Annotated in this window: 17 protein-coding genes; 13 read left to right on the forward strand and 4 right to left on the reverse strand. The window is 60.9% G+C overall.

What is annotated here, in order from left to right; all coding sequences use genetic code 11:
- The first annotated feature begins 95 nt into the window (after window positions 1-95).
- Window positions 96-1,142, forward strand: a complete 1,047-nt coding sequence (locus tag ACI514_RS14540; RefSeq protein WP_160060072.1) for a class I SAM-dependent methyltransferase — start codon at window positions 96-98, stop codon at window positions 1,140-1,142.
- A 55-nt stretch (window positions 1,143-1,197) separates the two neighbouring features.
- Complete coding sequence (locus ACI514_RS14545; protein WP_405124141.1) at window positions 1,198-2,040, forward strand: NAD-dependent protein deacetylase; 843 nt, start codon at window positions 1,198-1,200, stop codon at window positions 2,038-2,040.
- A gap of 200 nt (window positions 2,041-2,240) precedes the next feature.
- Here the strand turns inward: ACI514_RS14545 and ACI514_RS14550 are convergent, their stop codons facing one another.
- Complete coding sequence (locus ACI514_RS14550; protein WP_160057283.1) at window positions 2,241-3,128, reverse strand: LysR family transcriptional regulator; 888 nt, start codon at window positions 3,126-3,128, stop codon at window positions 2,241-2,243.
- A 291-nt stretch (window positions 3,129-3,419) separates the two neighbouring features.
- On the opposite strand from ACI514_RS14550, the gene ACI514_RS14555 reads away from it, so the two are divergent.
- The 3 genes from ACI514_RS14555 to ACI514_RS14565 are packed head-to-tail and all read left to right on the forward strand — an operon-like array spanning window position 3,420 to window position 6,001.
- Window positions 3,420-4,118, forward strand: coding sequence for a CoA transferase subunit A (locus ACI514_RS14555; RefSeq protein WP_016983257.1), 699 nt, complete (start codon window positions 3,420-3,422; stop codon window positions 4,116-4,118).
- Window positions 4,119-4,142: 24 nt separating this feature from the next.
- Entirely contained in the window at window positions 4,143-4,808 is a 666-nt protein-coding gene (locus tag ACI514_RS14560) for a CoA transferase subunit B (RefSeq protein WP_122843518.1), read from the forward strand.
- Between the two features lie 11 nt (window positions 4,809-4,819).
- The gene (locus ACI514_RS14565; RefSeq protein ID WP_160057282.1) at window positions 4,820-6,001 is read left to right on the forward strand and encodes an acetyl-CoA C-acetyltransferase; all 1,182 of its coding nucleotides are present in this window, start codon (window positions 4,820-4,822) and stop codon (window positions 5,999-6,001) included.
- Window positions 6,002-6,219: 218 nt separating this feature from the next.
- Here ACI514_RS14565 and cobF read toward each other — a convergent pair whose 3' ends face one another.
- Together cobF and ACI514_RS14575 are read right to left on the reverse strand one after the other, a co-directional pair.
- Entirely contained in the window at window positions 6,220-6,975 is a 756-nt protein-coding gene (cobF, locus tag ACI514_RS14570; protein ID WP_160057281.1) for a precorrin-6A synthase (deacetylating), read from the reverse strand.
- Window positions 6,975-7,544: a histidine phosphatase family protein gene (locus ACI514_RS14575; protein WP_405124142.1), complete on the reverse strand. Its 570-nt coding sequence runs from the start codon at window positions 7,542-7,544 to the stop codon at window positions 6,975-6,977. Before ACI514_RS14575 ends, cobF begins: the two co-directional genes overlap by 1 nt.
- A gap of 328 nt (window positions 7,545-7,872) precedes the next feature.
- Here ACI514_RS14575 and ACI514_RS14580 point away from each other — a divergent pair, with 328 nt between their 5' ends.
- The 8 genes from ACI514_RS14580 to ACI514_RS14615 all read left to right on the forward strand — a co-directional run bounded on the left by ACI514_RS14580 (window position 7,873) and on the right by ACI514_RS14615 (window position 16,137).
- The gene (locus ACI514_RS14580) at window positions 7,873-8,727 is read left to right on the forward strand and encodes a MurR/RpiR family transcriptional regulator (RefSeq protein ID WP_405124143.1); all 855 of its coding nucleotides are present in this window, start codon (window positions 7,873-7,875) and stop codon (window positions 8,725-8,727) included.
- Between the two features lie 2 nt (window positions 8,728-8,729).
- Window positions 8,730-9,374 carry an isochorismatase family cysteine hydrolase gene (locus ACI514_RS14585; RefSeq protein ID WP_405124144.1) on the forward strand — a complete coding sequence of 215 codons (645 nt, stop codon included), beginning with the start codon at window positions 8,730-8,732 and terminating at the stop codon, window positions 9,372-9,374.
- Entirely contained in the window at window positions 9,371-10,702 is a 1,332-nt protein-coding gene (locus ACI514_RS14590; protein ID WP_405124145.1) for a glutamine synthetase, read from the forward strand. Before ACI514_RS14585 ends, ACI514_RS14590 begins: the two co-directional genes overlap by 4 nt.
- Window positions 10,686-11,438, forward strand: a complete 753-nt coding sequence (locus tag ACI514_RS14595) for an N-formylglutamate amidohydrolase (protein WP_405124146.1) — start codon at window positions 10,686-10,688, stop codon at window positions 11,436-11,438. Before ACI514_RS14590 ends, ACI514_RS14595 begins: the two co-directional genes overlap by 17 nt.
- 81 nt (window positions 11,439-11,519) lie before the next feature.
- The gene (locus tag ACI514_RS14600) at window positions 11,520-12,869 is read left to right on the forward strand and encodes an APC family permease (RefSeq protein ID WP_077572161.1); all 1,350 of its coding nucleotides are present in this window, start codon (window positions 11,520-11,522) and stop codon (window positions 12,867-12,869) included.
- 118 nt (window positions 12,870-12,987) lie between these two features.
- Complete coding sequence (locus ACI514_RS14605; protein ID WP_160057275.1) at window positions 12,988-14,004, forward strand: arginine N-succinyltransferase; 1,017 nt, start codon at window positions 12,988-12,990, stop codon at window positions 14,002-14,004.
- A gap of 61 nt (window positions 14,005-14,065) precedes the next feature.
- A complete protein-coding gene (gene astA, locus ACI514_RS14610; protein WP_077572158.1) occupies window positions 14,066-15,100 on the forward strand; it encodes an arginine N-succinyltransferase in 1,035 nt (344 codons plus the stop codon).
- Between the two features lie 167 nt (window positions 15,101-15,267).
- The gene (locus ACI514_RS14615) at window positions 15,268-16,137 is read left to right on the forward strand and encodes an oxaloacetate decarboxylase (protein WP_007919546.1); all 870 of its coding nucleotides are present in this window, start codon (window positions 15,268-15,270) and stop codon (window positions 16,135-16,137) included.
- 511 nt (window positions 16,138-16,648) lie between these two features.
- On the opposite strand, the gene ACI514_RS14620 is transcribed toward ACI514_RS14615, so the two are convergent.
- The gene (locus ACI514_RS14620) at window positions 16,649-17,887 is read right to left on the reverse strand and encodes a M20/M25/M40 family metallo-hydrolase (RefSeq protein ID WP_405124147.1); all 1,239 of its coding nucleotides are present in this window, start codon (window positions 17,885-17,887) and stop codon (window positions 16,649-16,651) included.
- Window positions 17,888-18,051: the final 164 nt, after the last annotated feature.

Genomic DNA, 18,051 nt, shown 5'->3' on the forward strand with positions numbered 1-18,051 from the left:
GCCGTGCCCTGCCCAACTCCGTGACCACCGCCCGGTGGCGCACGCCTCGACCTTCGACGCCGCCGGACCGTGATCCTGTTTCAGGAGCACACATGATGGACGAGGCGAAGCTCAACCAATTCATGGCCAAACTGGTCAACGACATGGGCGGCGCGGCGATGCTGGCCAATGTCATCGTCGGCGAAGAGCTCGGCTTGTACCGGGCCATGGCCGACAGTCAGCCGGTCAGTGCCGATGCCCTCGCGGCAAAAACCACCTGCAACCCGCGTCTGGTGCGCGAATGGCTCAGCGCTCACGCGGCCTCCGGCTACATGGAACACCACGACGGCCAGTTTCGTTTACCGGAAGAACAGGCGCTGGCGTTGGCCGTCGAAGACTCGCCGGTTTACGTCGCCGGTGGCCTCGGCGTGGTGGCATCGTTTTTCCATGACAAAGACAAACTGGTCAAAGCCATGCGCGGCAATGGCGCCCTGCCCTGGGGCGATCACCATCCGTGCATGTTCACCGGCACCGAACGGTTCTTCCGGCCCGGCTACAAAGGTCACCTGATCGCCGAATGGCTGCCGGCGCTGGACGGTGTGGTGGCCAAGCTTGAAGAAGGCGCCAAAGTCGCCGACATCGGCTGCGGCCACGGCGCCTCGACGGTGATCATGGCCCAGGCATTCCCCAACTCGCGTTTCGTCGGCTACGACTATCACGCGCCGTCGATCACGGTCGCCACCCAGCGCGCCGAGGAAGGCGGAGTCAGCAGCCGGGCGAAGTTCTTCCAGGGCTCGGCGAAGAGCTACCCGGGCAATGACTACGACCTGATCTGCTATTTCGACTGCCTGCACGACATGGGCGACCCGGTCGGTGCAGCCCGCCACGCCTATGATTCACTGAAGGACGACGGCACGGTGTTGCTGGTCGAACCGTTCGCCAACGACACGCTGGACGACAACATCAACCCGGTAGGACGGCTGTTCTACGCGGCCTCGACATTTATCTGCACACCGAACTCGCTGTCGCAGGAAGTCGGCCTCGGCCTAGGTGCGCAAGCCGGGGAAATACGCTTGCGTAAAGTGTTTGTCGAGGCCGGGTTCAAGCACTTCCGCCGGGCCACGCAAACACCGTTCAACCTGATTCTGGAGGCGCGCAAGTAAGCCTCGCGGGTCGCGTGCTAACCTGCTGGCATCGTCCTTATCCGGAGCGCTGACCATGCTCGACAGCCCGACCCGCGAACACCTCGACACGCTCCAGCAAGTGATGGCGGACGGCGATTTCCTCGTATTGACCGGGGCCGGTATCAGCACGCCGTCGGGCATTCCGGATTACCGCGACAGCGACGGTGTACGCCGTGGGCGGCAACCTATGATGTATCAGGAGTTTCTGGCCGCCCCCGAATCACGCCGCCGCTACTGGGCGCGGGCCATGCTGGGTTGGCCGAGGGTGCGTCAGGCGCAGCCGAATGCAGCGCACGAGGCGTTGGCCGGTTTGCAGCGCCACGGGCTGATCCACGACTTGATTACCCAGAACGTCGACACCCTGCACGATCAGGCCGGCAGTCAGGATGTCATTGAGCTGCACGGCAGCCTGCATCGCGTCCTGTGCCTGGACTGCGGCCAGCGCAGCGAGCGCGATTCGATTCAACAATTGATGGAACGGCAAAATCCATATCTGGCCGGGGTCGATGCGGTGCAGGCGCCGGATGGCGACACCCTGCTCGATCCGGCGTTGGAGGCGCGTTTTCAGGTACCGCACTGTCCGCATTGCTTTGGCGAGCGGATGAAACCGGACGTGGTGTTTTTCGGCGAAAACGTCGCGCAGCCCACGGCGGCTCGGGCGATGGCGGCAGCGGAAAATGCGGCGGGGATGTTGGTTGTGGGGTCGTCGTTGATGGCGTATTCGGCGTTTCGTTTGTGCCGGGTGATTGCCGATCGCGGTAAGCCGCTGATTGCGATCAATCTGGGCAAGACCCGCGCGGATGACTTGCTCGATTTGAAGATTGAAGCGTCGTGTGAACAGCTTCTACCCCTGTTGGTCAGGGAGCTGGATCGGTGAGTTGCTGCACTCTGCGCTCGACTCAGGACCCAGGCCCCTCACCCTAGCCCTCTCCCAAGGGAGAGGGAACTGACCGAGTTGTAGTCAAGCGATACATCGACCTGAAAATTTCGAGTCGAACCCATTTTCTGAAATACCCCCGATCAGCTCCCTTCCCCCTCGCCCCCTTGGGGGAGAGGGTTGGGGTGAGGGGGTAGATCTCACAGTCGCCCCAGATCTTCAGCCTTGAGAATATCGAACAACGCCTGCGCCGCCGCCGACAGTTCATTGCCCGGCTCGGTCAACACACCAATCGCCCGTTCCACCGAGTCGTCCAGCGTCAGGCAATGGGCGCCAAGCTCCTGCATCTGCCCGGCGCACAACGCTGGGACGGCACTGACACCCAGCCCGCTGGCGACCATGCGTCCGACGGTCGCTAATTGATGGCTTTCAAATTCCACCGGCAACTTCATACCGCGAGCCTGCAAGTGCTCTTCGAGCATCACCCGCACCGTCGATGGCCGCTGCAAGGTGATAAACGGCTCCTGAAGCAACGTCTGCCAATCGATCTCAGCACGCTGGGCCAACGGCGAATCCTTCGATACCACCGCAACAAAGCGATCCATATACAACGGCGTGAACGTCATCGCAGTGTTTTGCATCGGCTCGAACGCCACCCCCAGTTCCACCTGACGATCACGAACCATCTCCAGCACCTGCTCGTTGATCACGTCATTGACCGTGACGTTGACGTTCGGATAACGCGCGCGAAAGGTCTTGAGGATCGGCGGAAGCAGATTGCCGGCAAACGACGGCATCGCCGCTAGCGTCACCCGCCCGCGTTGCAGGCTGAAACGCTGGCGCATTTCATCTTCGGCGTTGTCCCAGTCGGCGATCAGCCGCCGCGCCAGCGGTAGCAGCGACTCACCTTCTGCGGTCAGCGCCACATTGCGGGTGTTGCGGCTGAACAGGCGACCGCCCAAGCCCTCTTCCAGCGCTTTGATGGTCAGGCTCAAGGCTGATTGCGACAGGTGCAGACGCTCGCAGGCCACGGCAAAACTCAGGCTCTGTGCCACGGCGAGGAAGGCGCGGATCTGTTTGATGGTCATGGTCGCTTCGCTCCAGTTGTAAGCTACAAGCGTTAAGCGGCAAGCCATGATGATCGTTCCCACGCTCCTGCGTGGGAATGCAGGCCGGGACGCTCCGCGTCACTGGACGGGGAGCGTCCCTAGAGGCATTCCCACGCGGAGCGTGGGATCGATCAAAGCAGCCGCCATAACGCGACTATTGAGCTTTATCAATCAATCAACCTTAAAAATCAACTTAACAAATATATTCTTCAGCGAGACACTCCAACCATTCGGCTAGCCAGCCGCCCGCAAATAATAAAAGAGGTGCATATGGCAGGTTTCGACAAGCGCGTGAGTTCCTACGAGGAAGCCCTCGCCGGGCTTGAGGACGGCATGACCGTCATCGCCGGCGGGTTCGGTCTGTGCGGCATTCCGGAAAACCTGATCGCCGAGATCAAGCGCAAAGGCACCCGCGACCTCACCGTCGTCTCCAACAACTGCGGCGTCGACGGCTTTGGCCTCGGCGTGCTGCTCACCGATCGTCAAATCAGCAAAGTCATCGCCTCCTACGTCGGCGAAAACAAGCTGTTCGAAGAGCAACTGCTCAAGGGCGACATCGAAGTCATCCTGACCCCGCAAGGCACTCTCGCCGAGAAAATGCGCGCGGGCGGCGCCGGCATTCCGGCCTTCTTCACCGCCACCGGCGTCGGCACCCCGGTCGCCGAAGGCAAGGAAGTGCGTGAGTTCAAAGGGCGCAAGTACCTGATGGAAGAATCCATCACCGGCGACTTCGCTATCGTCAAAGGCTGGAAAGCCGACCACTTCGGCAACGTCATCTACCGTCACACCGCGCAGAACTTCAATCCGCTGGCCGCCACCGCCGGCAAGATCACCGTGGTTGAAGTCGAAGAAATCGTCGAACCCGGCGAACTCGATCCATCGCAGATCCACACCCCGGGCATCTACGTCGATCGGGTCATTTGCGGCACGTTCGAAAAACGCATCGAACAGCGCACCATCCGCAAATAATTCAGGCTGACGGAGAATAAAAACATGGCACTTACCCGCGAACAAATGGCTCAGCGCGTCGCCCGCGAAATGCAGGACGGCTTCTACGTAAACCTCGGCATCGGCATTCCGACCCTGGTCGCCAACTACATTCCCGACGGCATGGAAGTCATGCTGCAATCGGAAAACGGCCTGCTCGGCATGGGCCCTTTCCCGACTGAAGACACCATCGACGCCGACATGATCAACGCCGGCAAACAGACCGTGACCGCGCGCATCGGCGCGTCGATTTTCAACTCCGCCGAGTCCTTTGCAATGATTCGCGGCGGCCACGTCGACCTGACCGTGCTCGGCGCGTTCGAAGTCGACGTCGAAGGCAACATCGCTTCGTGGATGATCCCCGGCAAACTGGTCAAGGGCATGGGCGGCGCGATGGATCTGGTGGCTGGCGCCGACAACATCATCGTAATCATGACCCACGCATCCAAGGACGGAGAGTCCAAGCTGCTCGCCAAATGCAGCCTGCCGCTGACCGGCGCCGGTTGCATCAAACGTGTGCTGACCGACCTCGCGTACCTGGAAATCGAAAATGGCGCTTTTGTCCTCAAGGAACGCGCACCTGGCGTCAGCGTCGAGGAAATCGTCGCCAAAACCGCTGGTAAACTGATCGTCCCGGATCACGTACCGGAAATGCAGTTCGCTGCCCAGTGAGGAATTCGAAAATGCAAGACGTCGTAATTGTTGCCGCCACGCGTACCGCGATCGGCAGTTTCCAGGGTTCCCTGGCCAGCGTTTCCGCCGTTGATCTGGGCGCGGCGGTGATCCGCCAGTTGCTCGAACAAACCGGCCTGGACGGTGCTCAAGTCGATGAAGTGATCATGGGCCAAGTTCTTACCGCCGGCGCTGGCCAGAACCCGGCGCGTCAGTCGGCGATCAAGGCTGGCTTGCCCCACGCCGTACCAGCGCTGACCCTGAACAAAGTGTGCGGCTCGGGCCTGAAAGCCCTGCACCTCGGCGCACAGGCGATCCGTTGCGGCGACGCTGAGGTGATCATCGCCGGCGGCCAGGAAAACATGAGCCTGTCCAACTACGTGATGCCGGGCGCACGCACCGGTCTGCGCATGGGCCACGCGCAAATCGTCGACACCATGATCAGTGACGGTCTGTGGGATGCGTTCAACGATTACCACATGGGCATCACCGCCGAGAACCTCGTCGACAAGTACGACATCAGCCGCGAACAGCAGGACGCGTTCGCCGCAGCCTCGCAGCAGAAAGCCGCTGCCGCGATTGAGGCCGGTCGCTTTGTCGATGAGATCACCCCGATCCTGATCCCGCAGCGCAAAGGCGATCCTGTTGCCTTCAAGGTCGACGAACAGCCGCGTGGCGACACCACCGCAGAATCCCTGGCGAAACTGCGCCCGGCGTTCAAAAAGGACGGCAGCGTCACCGCTGGCAACGCCTCGTCGCTGAACGACGGCGCCGCTGCGGTGATTCTGATGAGTGCCGAAAAAGCCAAATCCCTCGGCCTGCCTGTGCTGGCAAAAATCGCCGCCTATGCCAACGCAGGCGTTGATCCAGCAATTATGGGCATCGGCCCGGTATCGGCGACCCGCCGCTGCCTGGACAAGGCTGGCTGGAATATCGATCAGCTCGACCTGATCGAGGCCAACGAAGCCTTCGCCGCACAATCGCTGGCAGTGGCCAAGGATCTCCAGTGGGATCTGGACAAGGTCAACGTCAACGGCGGCGCCATCGCCTTGGGGCACCCGATCGGTGCCTCGGGTTGCCGCGTGCTGGTGACCCTGCTGCATGAAATGATCAAGCGTGATGCGAAAAAGGGTCTGGCGACCCTGTGCATCGGCGGTGGCCAAGGTGTGGCGCTGGCGCTGGAACGCGCATAACCAGAGTTCAACAGTGATCGGCGGATCCACGACATCCGTCGTTGGCTGGCAACAAAAACCCGGTGCGACTTGCGTTGCACCGGGTGTTTTTTTGCCTGCTCGAAATGTGCGTTGAATGTTCCGGCGCCTTCGCGAGCAGGCTCGCTCCCACAGGGAAATGCATTTCAAAATGTGGGAGCGAACCTGCTCGCGAAGAAGCCATCCCAGCCAGCGAAAATCTATGGCTTGCGTAACAAATACGTATCCATGATCCACCCATGCTCCGCCCGCGCAGCCTTGCGCACCCGCTCGATCTCATCCGCGACATCGGCAAGCCTGCCACTGATCAGAATCTCATCCGGCGTGCCCAGGTAGGCCCCCCAGTAAATCTCGGTCTGCTGATCGGCGACATGGTGATAAGAGTCTTCAGCATCGAGCATCACCACCAGACTGTCCGTATCACTCACCTGCCCGGCCGCCAAACGCCGCCCGGTAGTGATTTCGATGGAACGACCGATCGTGTTCAGCGGCACCTTATGCTGCGCCGCCAACGCCTGAACGCTGGTGATCCCGGGAATCACGTCAAACTCGAAGGCACACGTGCCCGAGGCCAGTATTGCCTGGAGGATACGCACAGTGCTGTCGTACAACGCCGGGTCGCCCCACACCAGGAAACCGCCGCACTGACCATCAGACAATTCGTCATTGATCAGGCGTTCGAAGGTCTGCTGCTTGGCGCGGTTCAGATCATCGACACTGGCCGTGTAGTCGACATCGCCCCGTTCGCGTTCCGGGCTGTGGGCTTCGACGAAGCGGTAGTCGGGGTCGTCAATGTAGCGCTCACAGATCCCACGACGCAGGTCGATCAGCTTGTCCTTGCTCTGGCCTTTATCCATCAGAAAAAACACGTCGACCCGGTTCAGCGCCTTCACGGCCTGCATCGTGATGTAGTCGGGGTTACCGGCCCCGATGCCGATTACCAGCAGTTGTTTCATCAAGGTGCTCCTTTAACCTCCAGACTTGGCAGAAGCAGGCGCCAGCGCCCGGTGAAGCGTAGTTCGACCATCGACAGCGGTTCGACATCAATGTCATGAAACGCCGAACCGCGCATCACGTGGATGAGCGCCGCGCGGATGACAAACGGATGCGTCACCGCTACCACATGCCCCGGCGTGGCTTGCAGGCTGGCCAGCCACTGCGCCACGCGCTCACACAACTGCGCCACCGACTCACCACCATGGGGCGTGGCGTGGGGATCTTCCAGCCAAGCCTGCAGCGCGGCGTCTTCCGAGCGTTGCAGATCCTTGATCGACATCCCGTGCCAACGTCCCCAGTCACAATCGCGCAGCGTCTCATCCACTTGCGCATCCGCGCCAAGCCACGCCGCCGTCTGCCGCGTGCGCAATTCCGGCGCGCAAATCAAGCGTCGCGCAGCGTCGAAACGCTGGGCCAATGCAGCCGACGCCAACTCGCCATTTTCAACAGGCTCATTCGTAGGAAAACACGCCAGTTTCTGTGCGACGGTTCGCGCATGGCAAATCAATGTCAAACGGGTGGTTTGCACAGGGATCGCTCCGGAAGGCCTTCATGTAAATCAACGACACAAAGCCGTTCTGTCGGCAATTGTGCCGTAAACGGAGGGCTGCGGGACTGTTTGTTCACCCCGGCAACAGCGGACAAAGGCAGAAATACGGCAATATCTGACACGGTTATGGGCGATGGACTACAAAATCAGTCGAATTCGGTGTAGCCCTTGTTAAACGGGCATCTTGGCCCATTTTGCAGGCCTTTCAACATGCAAAAAAATTCACTAGACATGTAACGCTAGTTACATAAATACTGTTTTAATGGATTTTGAAGCGAATTCAACACCTCATCCAGCAGGAGCCCGGATGCCCCCTCTCAGAGACCTGATCACCGATCCCGGCCTGGAGCTTACGCCGTCGGAGCGCAAAGTCGTTCGCGCCTTGCTTGATCAGTACCCACGCAACGGTCTGGGGCCGATGGCGCGTCTGGCCGAACATGCCGGCGTCAGCGATCCGACCATTGTGCGGCTGGTGAAAAAACTCGGTTTCGGTGGTTATGCCGAATTCCAGGATGCCCTGCTCAGTGACATGGACCATCGCCTGCGCTCGCCGCGCACGCTGTTGCAACCGCGCGCCCATCAGCACAAGGACGACGCCTGGAGCCACTACCTGGGCGACAGCCATCGCCTGCTGGTCGACACCCAATCGCTGACCCAACCCGAAGACGTGCGCATTCTCACCGACTGGCTGCTCGATGCCCGGCATCAGGTGTACTGCTTCGGCGGGCGCTTCAGCAGCCTGATGGCCACCTACCTGCTCAATCACCTGCGCCTGCTGCGCCCCGGTTGCTTTGCCCTGGAAGACAACGCGCAACTGCCCGATCGTTTGTTTGATCTGCAGCGCCAGGACGTAGTGCTGGTGTTCGATTATCGCCGCTACCAGACGCAGGCCCTGCGCGTCGCCAGTGCTGCGAAGAACAACAACGCGCGCGTGGTGCTGTTCACCGACATCTATGCCTCGCCGCTGCGCGAACTGGCCGACCTGATCATCAGCGCACCGGTCGAATCGGCCTCGCCGTTCGACACCATGGTGCCGGCGCTGGCTCAGGTCGAAGCGCTGATCGCCTGCCTGACCCTGCGCACCGAAAACCTCGCCGATCGCCTGGAAGGTATCGATGCCCTGCGCAATGACTTCAACACCCACCTGCTGGAGGATAAATAAGGATGTTCAGCCTTCCCCACCGCTCGCCGCGGGACTTGCCGTTTGTCAGCGATCACACCGCACTGTTGCTGGTGGACATGCAGCGTGCCTGGCTCGAACCGCAGTTCGACGCGCACCTCAACGGGCCTGACGCCGAGTATTTCCTGACCCGCGCGCACATGCAGGTGGTGCCCAACCAACGTCGCCTGCTCAGCGCTTTTCGCGAAGCGCGGCAGAACGTGCTGCACACCATTATCGAAAGCCTCACCGCGGATGGCCGCGACCGCTCGCTTGATCACAAACTTTCGGACATGCACCTGCCCAAAGGCAGCGTGCAGGCCAGGATCATTGAAGACCTGACCCCGGTGGAAAACGAAATCGTCCTGCCGAAGACCTCGTCCGGGGTGTTCAACTCGACCAACATCGACTACGTGCTGCGCAACCTGGAAACCCGTCATCTGATTATCGCCGGCATCGTCACCGACCAATGTGTGGATATGGCCGTGCGCGACGCTGCTGATCGCGGCTATCTGGTCACGCTGGTCGAAGATGCCTGCGCCACCTATAGCGCCGAACGCCATCACGCCTGCCTGAATGCGATCAAGGGTTACTGCTGGATCACCGACACCGACACCGTGCTCGCTCGCCTGCAGGAGATGCGGCCATGAGCGCCCGCCTGACGCCGCTGCCGATGACCACGCTGGTCACCACCGACCTGATCGGCATCACCCGTGGCCGTTCGTTTCCCACTGATGAGCTTGAGCACTATCAAGCCGCCGGGTGCGGCTGGGTGCCGGCCAACAGCGCGTTGACGCCACAGGACATCATTGCTTCAACCAATCCGTGGGGCGCCTATGGCGATCTGCGGTTGATTCCCGATCTGGGCAGCCGCGTCACCGTCGGCAACGGCCCGGACGCCGACGCGCCGGCGCTGGATTTTATCCACGGCGATATTCGCGAAACCGATGGCCGCCCGTGGGGCGCCTGCCCGCGCACGTTGTTGCGCGATGAAATCGAGCGTTATCGCGATGAACTGGGCTTGCAGGTCAACGCCGCGTTCGAACACGAATTCAACCTGCATGCCGGTTTTGCCGAGCATCTGGCGTTTTCCCTCGAAGCTCAGCGTCAGGGTGCCGAGTTCGGCGGCTGGCTGCTCAGTGCCTTGCGCGCCGGCGGTGTCGAGCCGGAAATGTTTCTGCCCGAATACGGCAAGCACCAATACGAAATCACCTGCCGCCCGACGCTCGGCGTGGCGGCGGCGGATCGCGCCGTCAATGTGCGCGAGATCACCCGTGAGATCGCTCGGCAAATGGGCCTCGACCTGAGCTTCGCGCCGAAGACCGCCGCCGACGCGGTGTGCAACGGCGTGCATCTGCACGTCAGCCTGCTCGATCTGGGCGGCCAGCCGATGCTTTACGACGCTGGCACCAGCAACGGTCTGTCGAGTCTCGGCCAGCATTGGGCGGCGGGGATCCTGCATTACTTGCCGGCCCTCTGTGCGTTCACTGCGCCGACGCCGGTGTCGTACGAGCGCTTGCAGCCGCATCACTGGAGCGCGTCTTACGCTTGTCTGGGTCAACAGAACCGCGAGGCGGCGCTGCGTATCTGCCCGACCGTAACCCTTGGCGGCAAGCCTGTGGCCAACCAATTCAACCTCGAATTCCGCGCCATGGACGCCACCGCCTCGCCGCATCTGGCCATGGCGGCGCTGCTGATCGCCGGACGACTGGGCATCGAACAGCGTCTGGCGCTGAACGCGATCACCAACGAAATTCCCGATTCACTCAACGACGAGCAACGCCAGGCCCGGGGCATCGTCGCCCTGCCCGCCTCGCTGGCCCAGGCGCTGGATTGCCTGCGCAACAGTGGCGCCTTCACTGCATGGCTGCCCAAGCCGCTGCTCGACACCTACTACGCCCTGAAAACCGAGGAACTGGCGCTGACGGAACAGCTCTCGCCCGCTGACTTGTGTGAGCACTATGCACGCCTGTACTGAATCCACCGAGTTGGGGTTGTACACCCGACCGGCCTACAACCTGAGCCGCGCCGACTCGACGCACCCGGTGATTCTGGTGTGCGAACACGCCAGCCGCTACATCCCCGAAGCCCTGAACAACCTGGGCCTGGACACTGCCGCCGCCGCTGAACACATCGCTTGGGACATTGGCGCACTGCAACTGGCCGAGCAACTATCAGAGATGCTCGGCGCCACCCTGTTGAGCGCCAATTATTCGCGCCTGCTGATCGATCTGAACCGGCCCCGCCACGCCCCGGACAGCATTCCGGCGCAGAGCGAGATTTATCAGGTGCCGGGCAACCGCGAACTTGACGAAACCACCCGTGAGTACCGCCGCCAGACCCTGTTCAAGCCGTTTCACGCGCGCTTGCAAACCTTGATCGATGAACGTGTTGCACAGGGCCAGGCAGTGCGCGTGGTCGGGATTCACAGTTTCACCCCGGTGTATTACGGCCAGCCGCGACCGCTGGAAGCCGGCGTGCTGTTCGGTCAGGCCAAGGCCTATGCGCAACGCCTGCTCGACGGCCTCGCTGAACATCCGCTGAAAGTGGCCGGCAATCAGCCGTACAGGATTGATCCGCTGGGCGACATGACCGTGCCGGTACACGGCGATGCCCGTGGCCTCGACTCGGTGCTGATCGAGGTGCGCAACGACTTGCTGCGCAGCCCCGAAGCCGTATCGCGCTGGGCCGGATACCTCGCGCCATTGCTGTAATGAATAAAAGACGGCTGATGCTGTAAACGATGGACCGATAACAACTAAAACGACCGACTGGCTGACAAGGAGTTGCGCTTCATGGAAATTGAAGAATTCGGCTACAAGCAAGAGTTGAAACGTAGCCTGACGCTGACCGACCTGGTGGTGTACGGGATGATCTTCATGATCCCCATCGCCCCGTTCGGTGTGTATGGCTACGTCAACGCCGAGGCCCCGGGGATGGTGCCGCTGGCGTACATCATCGGCATGGTGGCGATGCTGTTCACCGCGCTGAGCTACGGCAGCATGGCCAAGGCTTTTCCGATTGCCGGCTCGGTGTATTCCTACGCGCAACGCGGCCTCAATCAACACGTCGGCTTCATCGCCGGTTGGCTGATGCTGCTCGATTACCTGCTGATTCCGCCGCTGCTCTACGTTTACGCGGCGATGGCGCTCAACCATTTGTACCCGGACATTCCGAAAGTCGGCTTCATTCTGGCGTTTCTGGTCAGCGCGACCTTCGTCAACCTGCGCGGCATCACTTTCACCGCGCGGATGAACATCATCTTCCTTCTGGCGCAACTGGTAGTACTCGGCATCTTCCTGTTCTACGCCTGGAATGCCTTGCACAACGGTGGCGGTAACGGCGAGCTGACCCTGGCGCCGCTGTATCACGCGGAAACCTTCAACTTCGCCCTACTGATGCAAGCGGTGTCGATTGCGGTGCTGTCGTTCCTCGGCTTCGATGCGATTTCGACGCTGGCCGAAGAAATCAAAGGCGATCCGGGCAAGAGCGTCGGCAAAGCCGCGTTGATAACCCTGGTGGTCATGGGCGTGATTTTCGTCGCACAAACCTGGATCGCCACCGATCTGGCAGCCGGCATGGGCTTCAAATCCGCTGACACTGCGTTCTATGAAATCGCCGAAATCGCCGCCGGCAGCTGGCTGGCGACCCTGACCGCTGTTGCGACGGCGCTGGCCTGGGGCGTGGCCGTGGCCATCACCTCGCAAGCCGCTGTTTCGCGCCTGCTGTTCGGCATGGCGCGCGACGGCAAGCTGCCGAAAGTGCTGGCCAAGGTGCACCCAAAACACAACACACCGTACCTGAGCATTTATCTGGTGGCGGTGCTGTCGCTGGTGATCTGCTACCTGTTCATCAACTCGGTCGACACCCTGACCTCGCTGGTCAACTTCGGCGCGCTCAGCGGCTTCATGCTGCTGCACCTGACAGTGATCAACTACTACTGGCGTCGGCAAAAGTCCGGTCAGGTCGTGCGTCACCTGATCTGCCCGGTGATCGGCTTCATTATCGTCGCGGCCATCATGTACAACATGGGCGTCGATGCGCAGAAACTCGGGCTGATCTGGATTGCTCTGGGTCTGGTGTACCTGTTCTTCCTTAACAAGCTCGGCGCCAGCACCGCGCTGCCCGACCCGAGCAACGGCTGACAAGAAAAAGAGCGGCGTCTGACAACAAATCAGGCGACCGCCGATTTATCGCGTGGAAACCGACAGTGATAGTCAGGTTCGGCGACTTTGCCGAACCTTTTGATACAGGAGTACATCCATGCTGGTCCTACGCCCAGTCGAGCAGACTGACCTGCCCCAGCTCCAACAATTGGCCCGCGACAGTCTGGTGGGCGTGACCTCCCTGCCGGACGACAGCGAGCGCCTGCGCGCGAAAATCGCCGGTTCCTGTGCCTCGTTCGCCAGCGCAGCGACGGCCCACGGCCCGGAGAATTACTTCTTTGTGCTGGAGGATCTGGACGATCAGCGGCTGGTTGGCTGCTCGGAAATTCTCGCGACTGCAGGCTTCGACGAGCCGTTCTACAGCCTGCGCAACCGCCACTTCACCAGTGCGTCCCGCGAGCTGAACATCGAACACGGCGTGCCAGCGCTGTCGCTGTGCCATGACCTCAACGATCACACGCTGCTGCGCGGTTTTCATATCGACGCCGGGCTGGTGCGCACGCCATTTTCCGAATTGCTGTCCCGCGCGCGCCTGTTGTTCATCGCTGCCCATGCGCCGCGCTTTGCCGAAGCGGTGATTACCGAAATCGTCGGCTACAGCGACGAGACCGGCAATTCACCGTTCTGGGATGCGCTGGGCAAACATTTCTTCGATCTGCCCTACGCCGAGGCCGAACGTCTTTGCGGCCTGCAGAGCCGCTCGTTCCTGGCTGAACTGATGCCGCAATACCCGATCTACGTGCCGATGCTGCCGCAAGCGGCGCAGGATTGTATCGGTCGTATTCACCCGGACGGTCAGGAAGCGTTCGACATTCTTGAGCGCGAAGGCTTCGAAACCAATAGCTACATCGACTTGTTCGACGCCGGCCCGACCCTGTATGCGCGCACGTCGAATATCCGTTCGATTGCCCGCAGCCAGACCGCAACGGTGCAGCAACGGCCACAGATCGATGCCCGTGGCCGTTATCTGCTGAGCAACGATGCGCTGCACGGCTTCCGCGCAATCATGGCCGAACTCGATTACCAGACCGATCAACCGCTGCCCCTCACCCCTGCAATGTGTGCGGCGCTGAACGTGACCGATGGCAGCCCGATCCGGCTGATTGCCCTGTGAAACCCGCGCGGTTGCGCAGTCAACGACAGTGCCCGAACAGGCGCGCAGAAGGAGTTACAGCATGATTGTCCGCCCGGTCAAAGTCAGCGACCTGCCAGCCTTGATGGCGCTGGTGCAACAGGCCGGCCCGGGGTTCACCACCCTGCCGGCCAACGAAGATCGCCTGTCCCACCGGGTCCGTTGGGCACAACGGGCGTTCGCCGAACAGGTGGAGCGGGCCGACGCGGACTATCTCTTTGTACTCGAAGACGACGACATGCGCGTGGTCGGCGTCAGCGCATTGGCCGGGGCGGTCGGCCTGCGCGAGCCCTGGTACAACTACCGGGTCGGGTTGACCGTGAGTTCGGCGCCGGACCTGGGTATTCAACGACAGATCCCGACGCTGTTTCTCAACAACGAACTGACCGGCCAATCGGAACTGTGCTCGCTGTTTCTCGGCCATGATCAGCGTCACGGCAGTAATGGCCGCTTGTTGTCACTGGGGCGCCTGCTGTTCGTTGCCGAATTCCCGCACCTGTTCGGCGAGAAGATGATTGCCGAATTGCGCGGCAGTGCCGATGAACACGGTTGTTCGCCGTTCTGGGACAGCCTGGGCCGGCATTTCTTTCAAATGGACTTCAGCCATGCCGATCACTTGTCCGGGCTGGGTAACAAATCGTTCATCGCCGAACTGATGCCGCGCCAGCCGTTGTACACCTGCATGCTCACCGAACAGGCGCAGGCGGCGATCGGCCAGGCACACCCGAATACCGAGCCGGCACTGAAAATCCTCCAGGCCGAAGGGTTTACCCACAAAGGCTACATTGACATTTTCGACGGCGGCCCGGTGATCGAGGCGCCAGTGCGCAATATCCGCACCGTGCGCGAAAGTCTTGAGCTGACCTTGAGCCTCGGCAGCCCGGATGAACAGGCACCGTTGTGGCTGATTCACAATCGTCGTCTGGAAAACTGCCGCATCACCGTCGCCCGCGCCCGCCGGGTCGGCAGCAGCCTGGTGATTGACCGCCTCACGGCCAAGCGCCTGCAACTGCAACCGGGCAATTCGGTGCGCGCGGCGATGCTGCCCAATCAACAGCAACAGGCGGTGGCGGCCTGACGGTCACCATCGCAAAAAGGTAAATCCTTTCAGCAAAAGCGTCCGCGACAACCTGTCCCTTGCAAATTCGTCATGATCATTGACCCATTCGCGTGATAGCCTTTTCATTCTTCGGCGTTGACACCTTTGTTCAAGCCTTTCCATTCCTTTGTATTGGTGGAACTCGTATGACCAGGCTTTCCCATCAAGATTTGCGCCGTAACTTCCGTCAACTGCTGGCTTCCGACACCTGCTATCACACGGCGTCGGTGTTCGATCCGATGTCCGCGCGCATTGCCGCTGACCTGGGTTTTGAAGTGGGGATTCTCGGCGGTTCCGTGGCCTCGTTGCAGGTGCTCGGTGCCCCGGACTTTGCCCTGATCACCCTCAGCGAGTTCGCCGAACAGGCCACCCGCATCGGCCGCGTCGCCCAATTGCCGGTGATCGCCGACGCCGACCACGGCTACGGCAACGCCCTCAACGTGATGCGCACCATCGTCGAACTGGAACGCGCCGGGGTCGCCGCCCTGACCATCGAAGACACCTTGCTGCCGGCACAATTCGGCCGCAAATCCACCGACCTGATCACCGTGGCCGAAGGCGTCGGCAAGATCCGCGCGGCATTGGAAGCCCGGGTTGATACGGAAATGGCGATCATCGCCCGTACCAACGCCGGCATCCTGCCGAACCAGGAAATCATCAGCCGCACTCGCCAGTATCAGGCGGCCGGGGCTGACGGTATTTGCATGGTCGGGATTCAGGATTTCGATCAGCTCGAGCAAATCGCCGAACACCTGACCGTACCGCTGATGCTGGTGACCTACGGCAACCCGGCGCTGCGCGACGACAAGCGTCTGGCCGAACTCGGTGTGCGCGTGACCATTGATGGGCATGGCGCTTACTTTGCCGCGATCAAAGCGACGTATGACAGCCTGCGCGAACAGCGGCAGATCTTTACCCAGGCGTCCGACCTGAGCGCTACCGAGTTGACGCACACCTATACCCAGCCGGAGGAATACATTCTCTGGGCCAAGGAATACATGAGCGTCAAGGAGTGATGGGTTGGCCGGGCTGACGCCATCGCGAGCAGGCTCACTCCTACAATTGATCAGTGTTGAACACAAATACTGTGTGCACTGAAGATCTACTGTAGGAGTGAGCCTGCTCGCGATAGCAACAGCCGCTACACCGCTAAACCGGTGTCTTGTAAGCCTCCTCCCGCTGCACCGCCCGCGCCTGAATCACATTCAGAATCGCACAGCCCTCGCGCATCAACAGATGTACCGCACTGGTCACTCACAGCTTCCACTTTTCCCACAAAAGCCCCTCACCCTAGCCCTCCCGAAACGTCGGACCGCCCAGAGGGAGAGGGAACTGATTGGGGGATGCTCGGGAGCTACGCCGACTTGTGATACCGCGCTGAATCCGATTTTGAATTCAAAATGGATCTTTCAGGTCGCCGTGTTAATCACACACAACACGGTCAGTCCCCTCTCCCTCTGGGAGAGGGTTAGGGTGAGGGCAAATGCACCTGACACCCCACCCGCATCAGTCACACCACGAACCCACTCACCGCGACTTGGCCAACTCCATAATCATCCGCGACAACAGATAAATCCGCGGCGCCACGCTCGCCACTTCGGCGTATTCCTCCGGCGTATGAATATTGCCACCAACAATCCCGAAGCCATCCAGTGTCGGCGTGCCGACCCCGGCGGACAGACTGGCATCCGCCGCACCGCCACTGCCCTCCTCCGTCAACTTGCGGCCAATCTCGCCGTAAATCCCCTGAGCCATGGCCATCAGGCGATCCGACTCAGGCGTCTGCGGCATCGGTGGCAAGCCGCGCTGCAGAGACGTCTTCACTTCCGTATCAGCAATCAGCTTGTCCTGGGACACCCGCGCCAGATCCTTCTCGATCCGGTCGAACTCCTCCGGCACCGCCGCGCGCACGTCGGCCTTGGCCGTGGCTTGATCGGGAATCACGTTGGTGCGGTCGCCGGCCTTGAGCACGGTGAAGTTGATGGTGGTTTTCTTCGCTTCATCGCCGAGTTTGCCCAGTTGCAGAATCTGGTGCGCCGCTTCCATTGCGGCATTGCGCCCCAGTTCCGGAGCGACGCCGGCGTGTGCGGCTTTGCCCTTGACCTCGACCAGCGCCGTCGCGCTGCCCTTGCGCCACACCACCAATCCATCGGCCGGGCGCCCCGGCTCCAGATTGAGGGTCACGTCGTGCTGTTTTGCGGTTTTCTTGATCAGGTCGGTGGCGACGTCCGAGCCGGTTTCTTCGCTGGCGTCGAGCAGAAAAGTGATTTGCGCGTAGTCCTTGAAGTCGAGGTTTTTCAGGACTTTCAGCGCATAGATCCCGGCGACGATGCCGCCCTTGTCATCCATCACCCCCGGCCCGTAAGCACGACCATCCTTGATGTGAAACGGCCGCTCGGCCGCTGAACCTTCCTTGAACACCGTGTCCATGTGCGCCATCAGCAGGATTTTCGCCTTGCCGGTGCCTTTCAGCGTCGCGAGTACATGGTTGGATTTTTCCGGTGTGTTCGGTACCAGTTCGATGGTGGCGCCGAGTTTTTTCAGCTCATCGATGGCGATATCGCCGACTTGCTTGAGGCCCGGCTCGTAACCTGAACCGGAGTCGATATTGACCAGCCGCTCCAACAGTTTCAGCGCTTCTGGCTGGTATTGCTCGGCATCGGCGAGCACTTGTTTGTGCGGTTCGGCGAAGGCGTAGGCAGCGGAGAAAGCAAGAGACAGGCCGAGACTGGCGGCCAACAGGGAGCGAGAAAATGAGCACGTCATGAAGCGATCCTTGTTTCGCGTCGGGGGGATTCAACCGTACCCGACATCGGCGCGAGGCTCTACACCGAATGCGACACTGATCTAACCGACAACACACAAACCCTGTGGGAGCGAGCCTGCTCGCGAAGGCGTCGTGTCAGGCGATATCAATGTTGACTGACCCA

Origin of the sequence: Pseudomonas sp. M20, assembly GCF_045037865.1 — a bacterium.
Lineage (GTDB): Bacteria > Pseudomonadota > Gammaproteobacteria > Pseudomonadales > Pseudomonadaceae > Aquipseudomonas.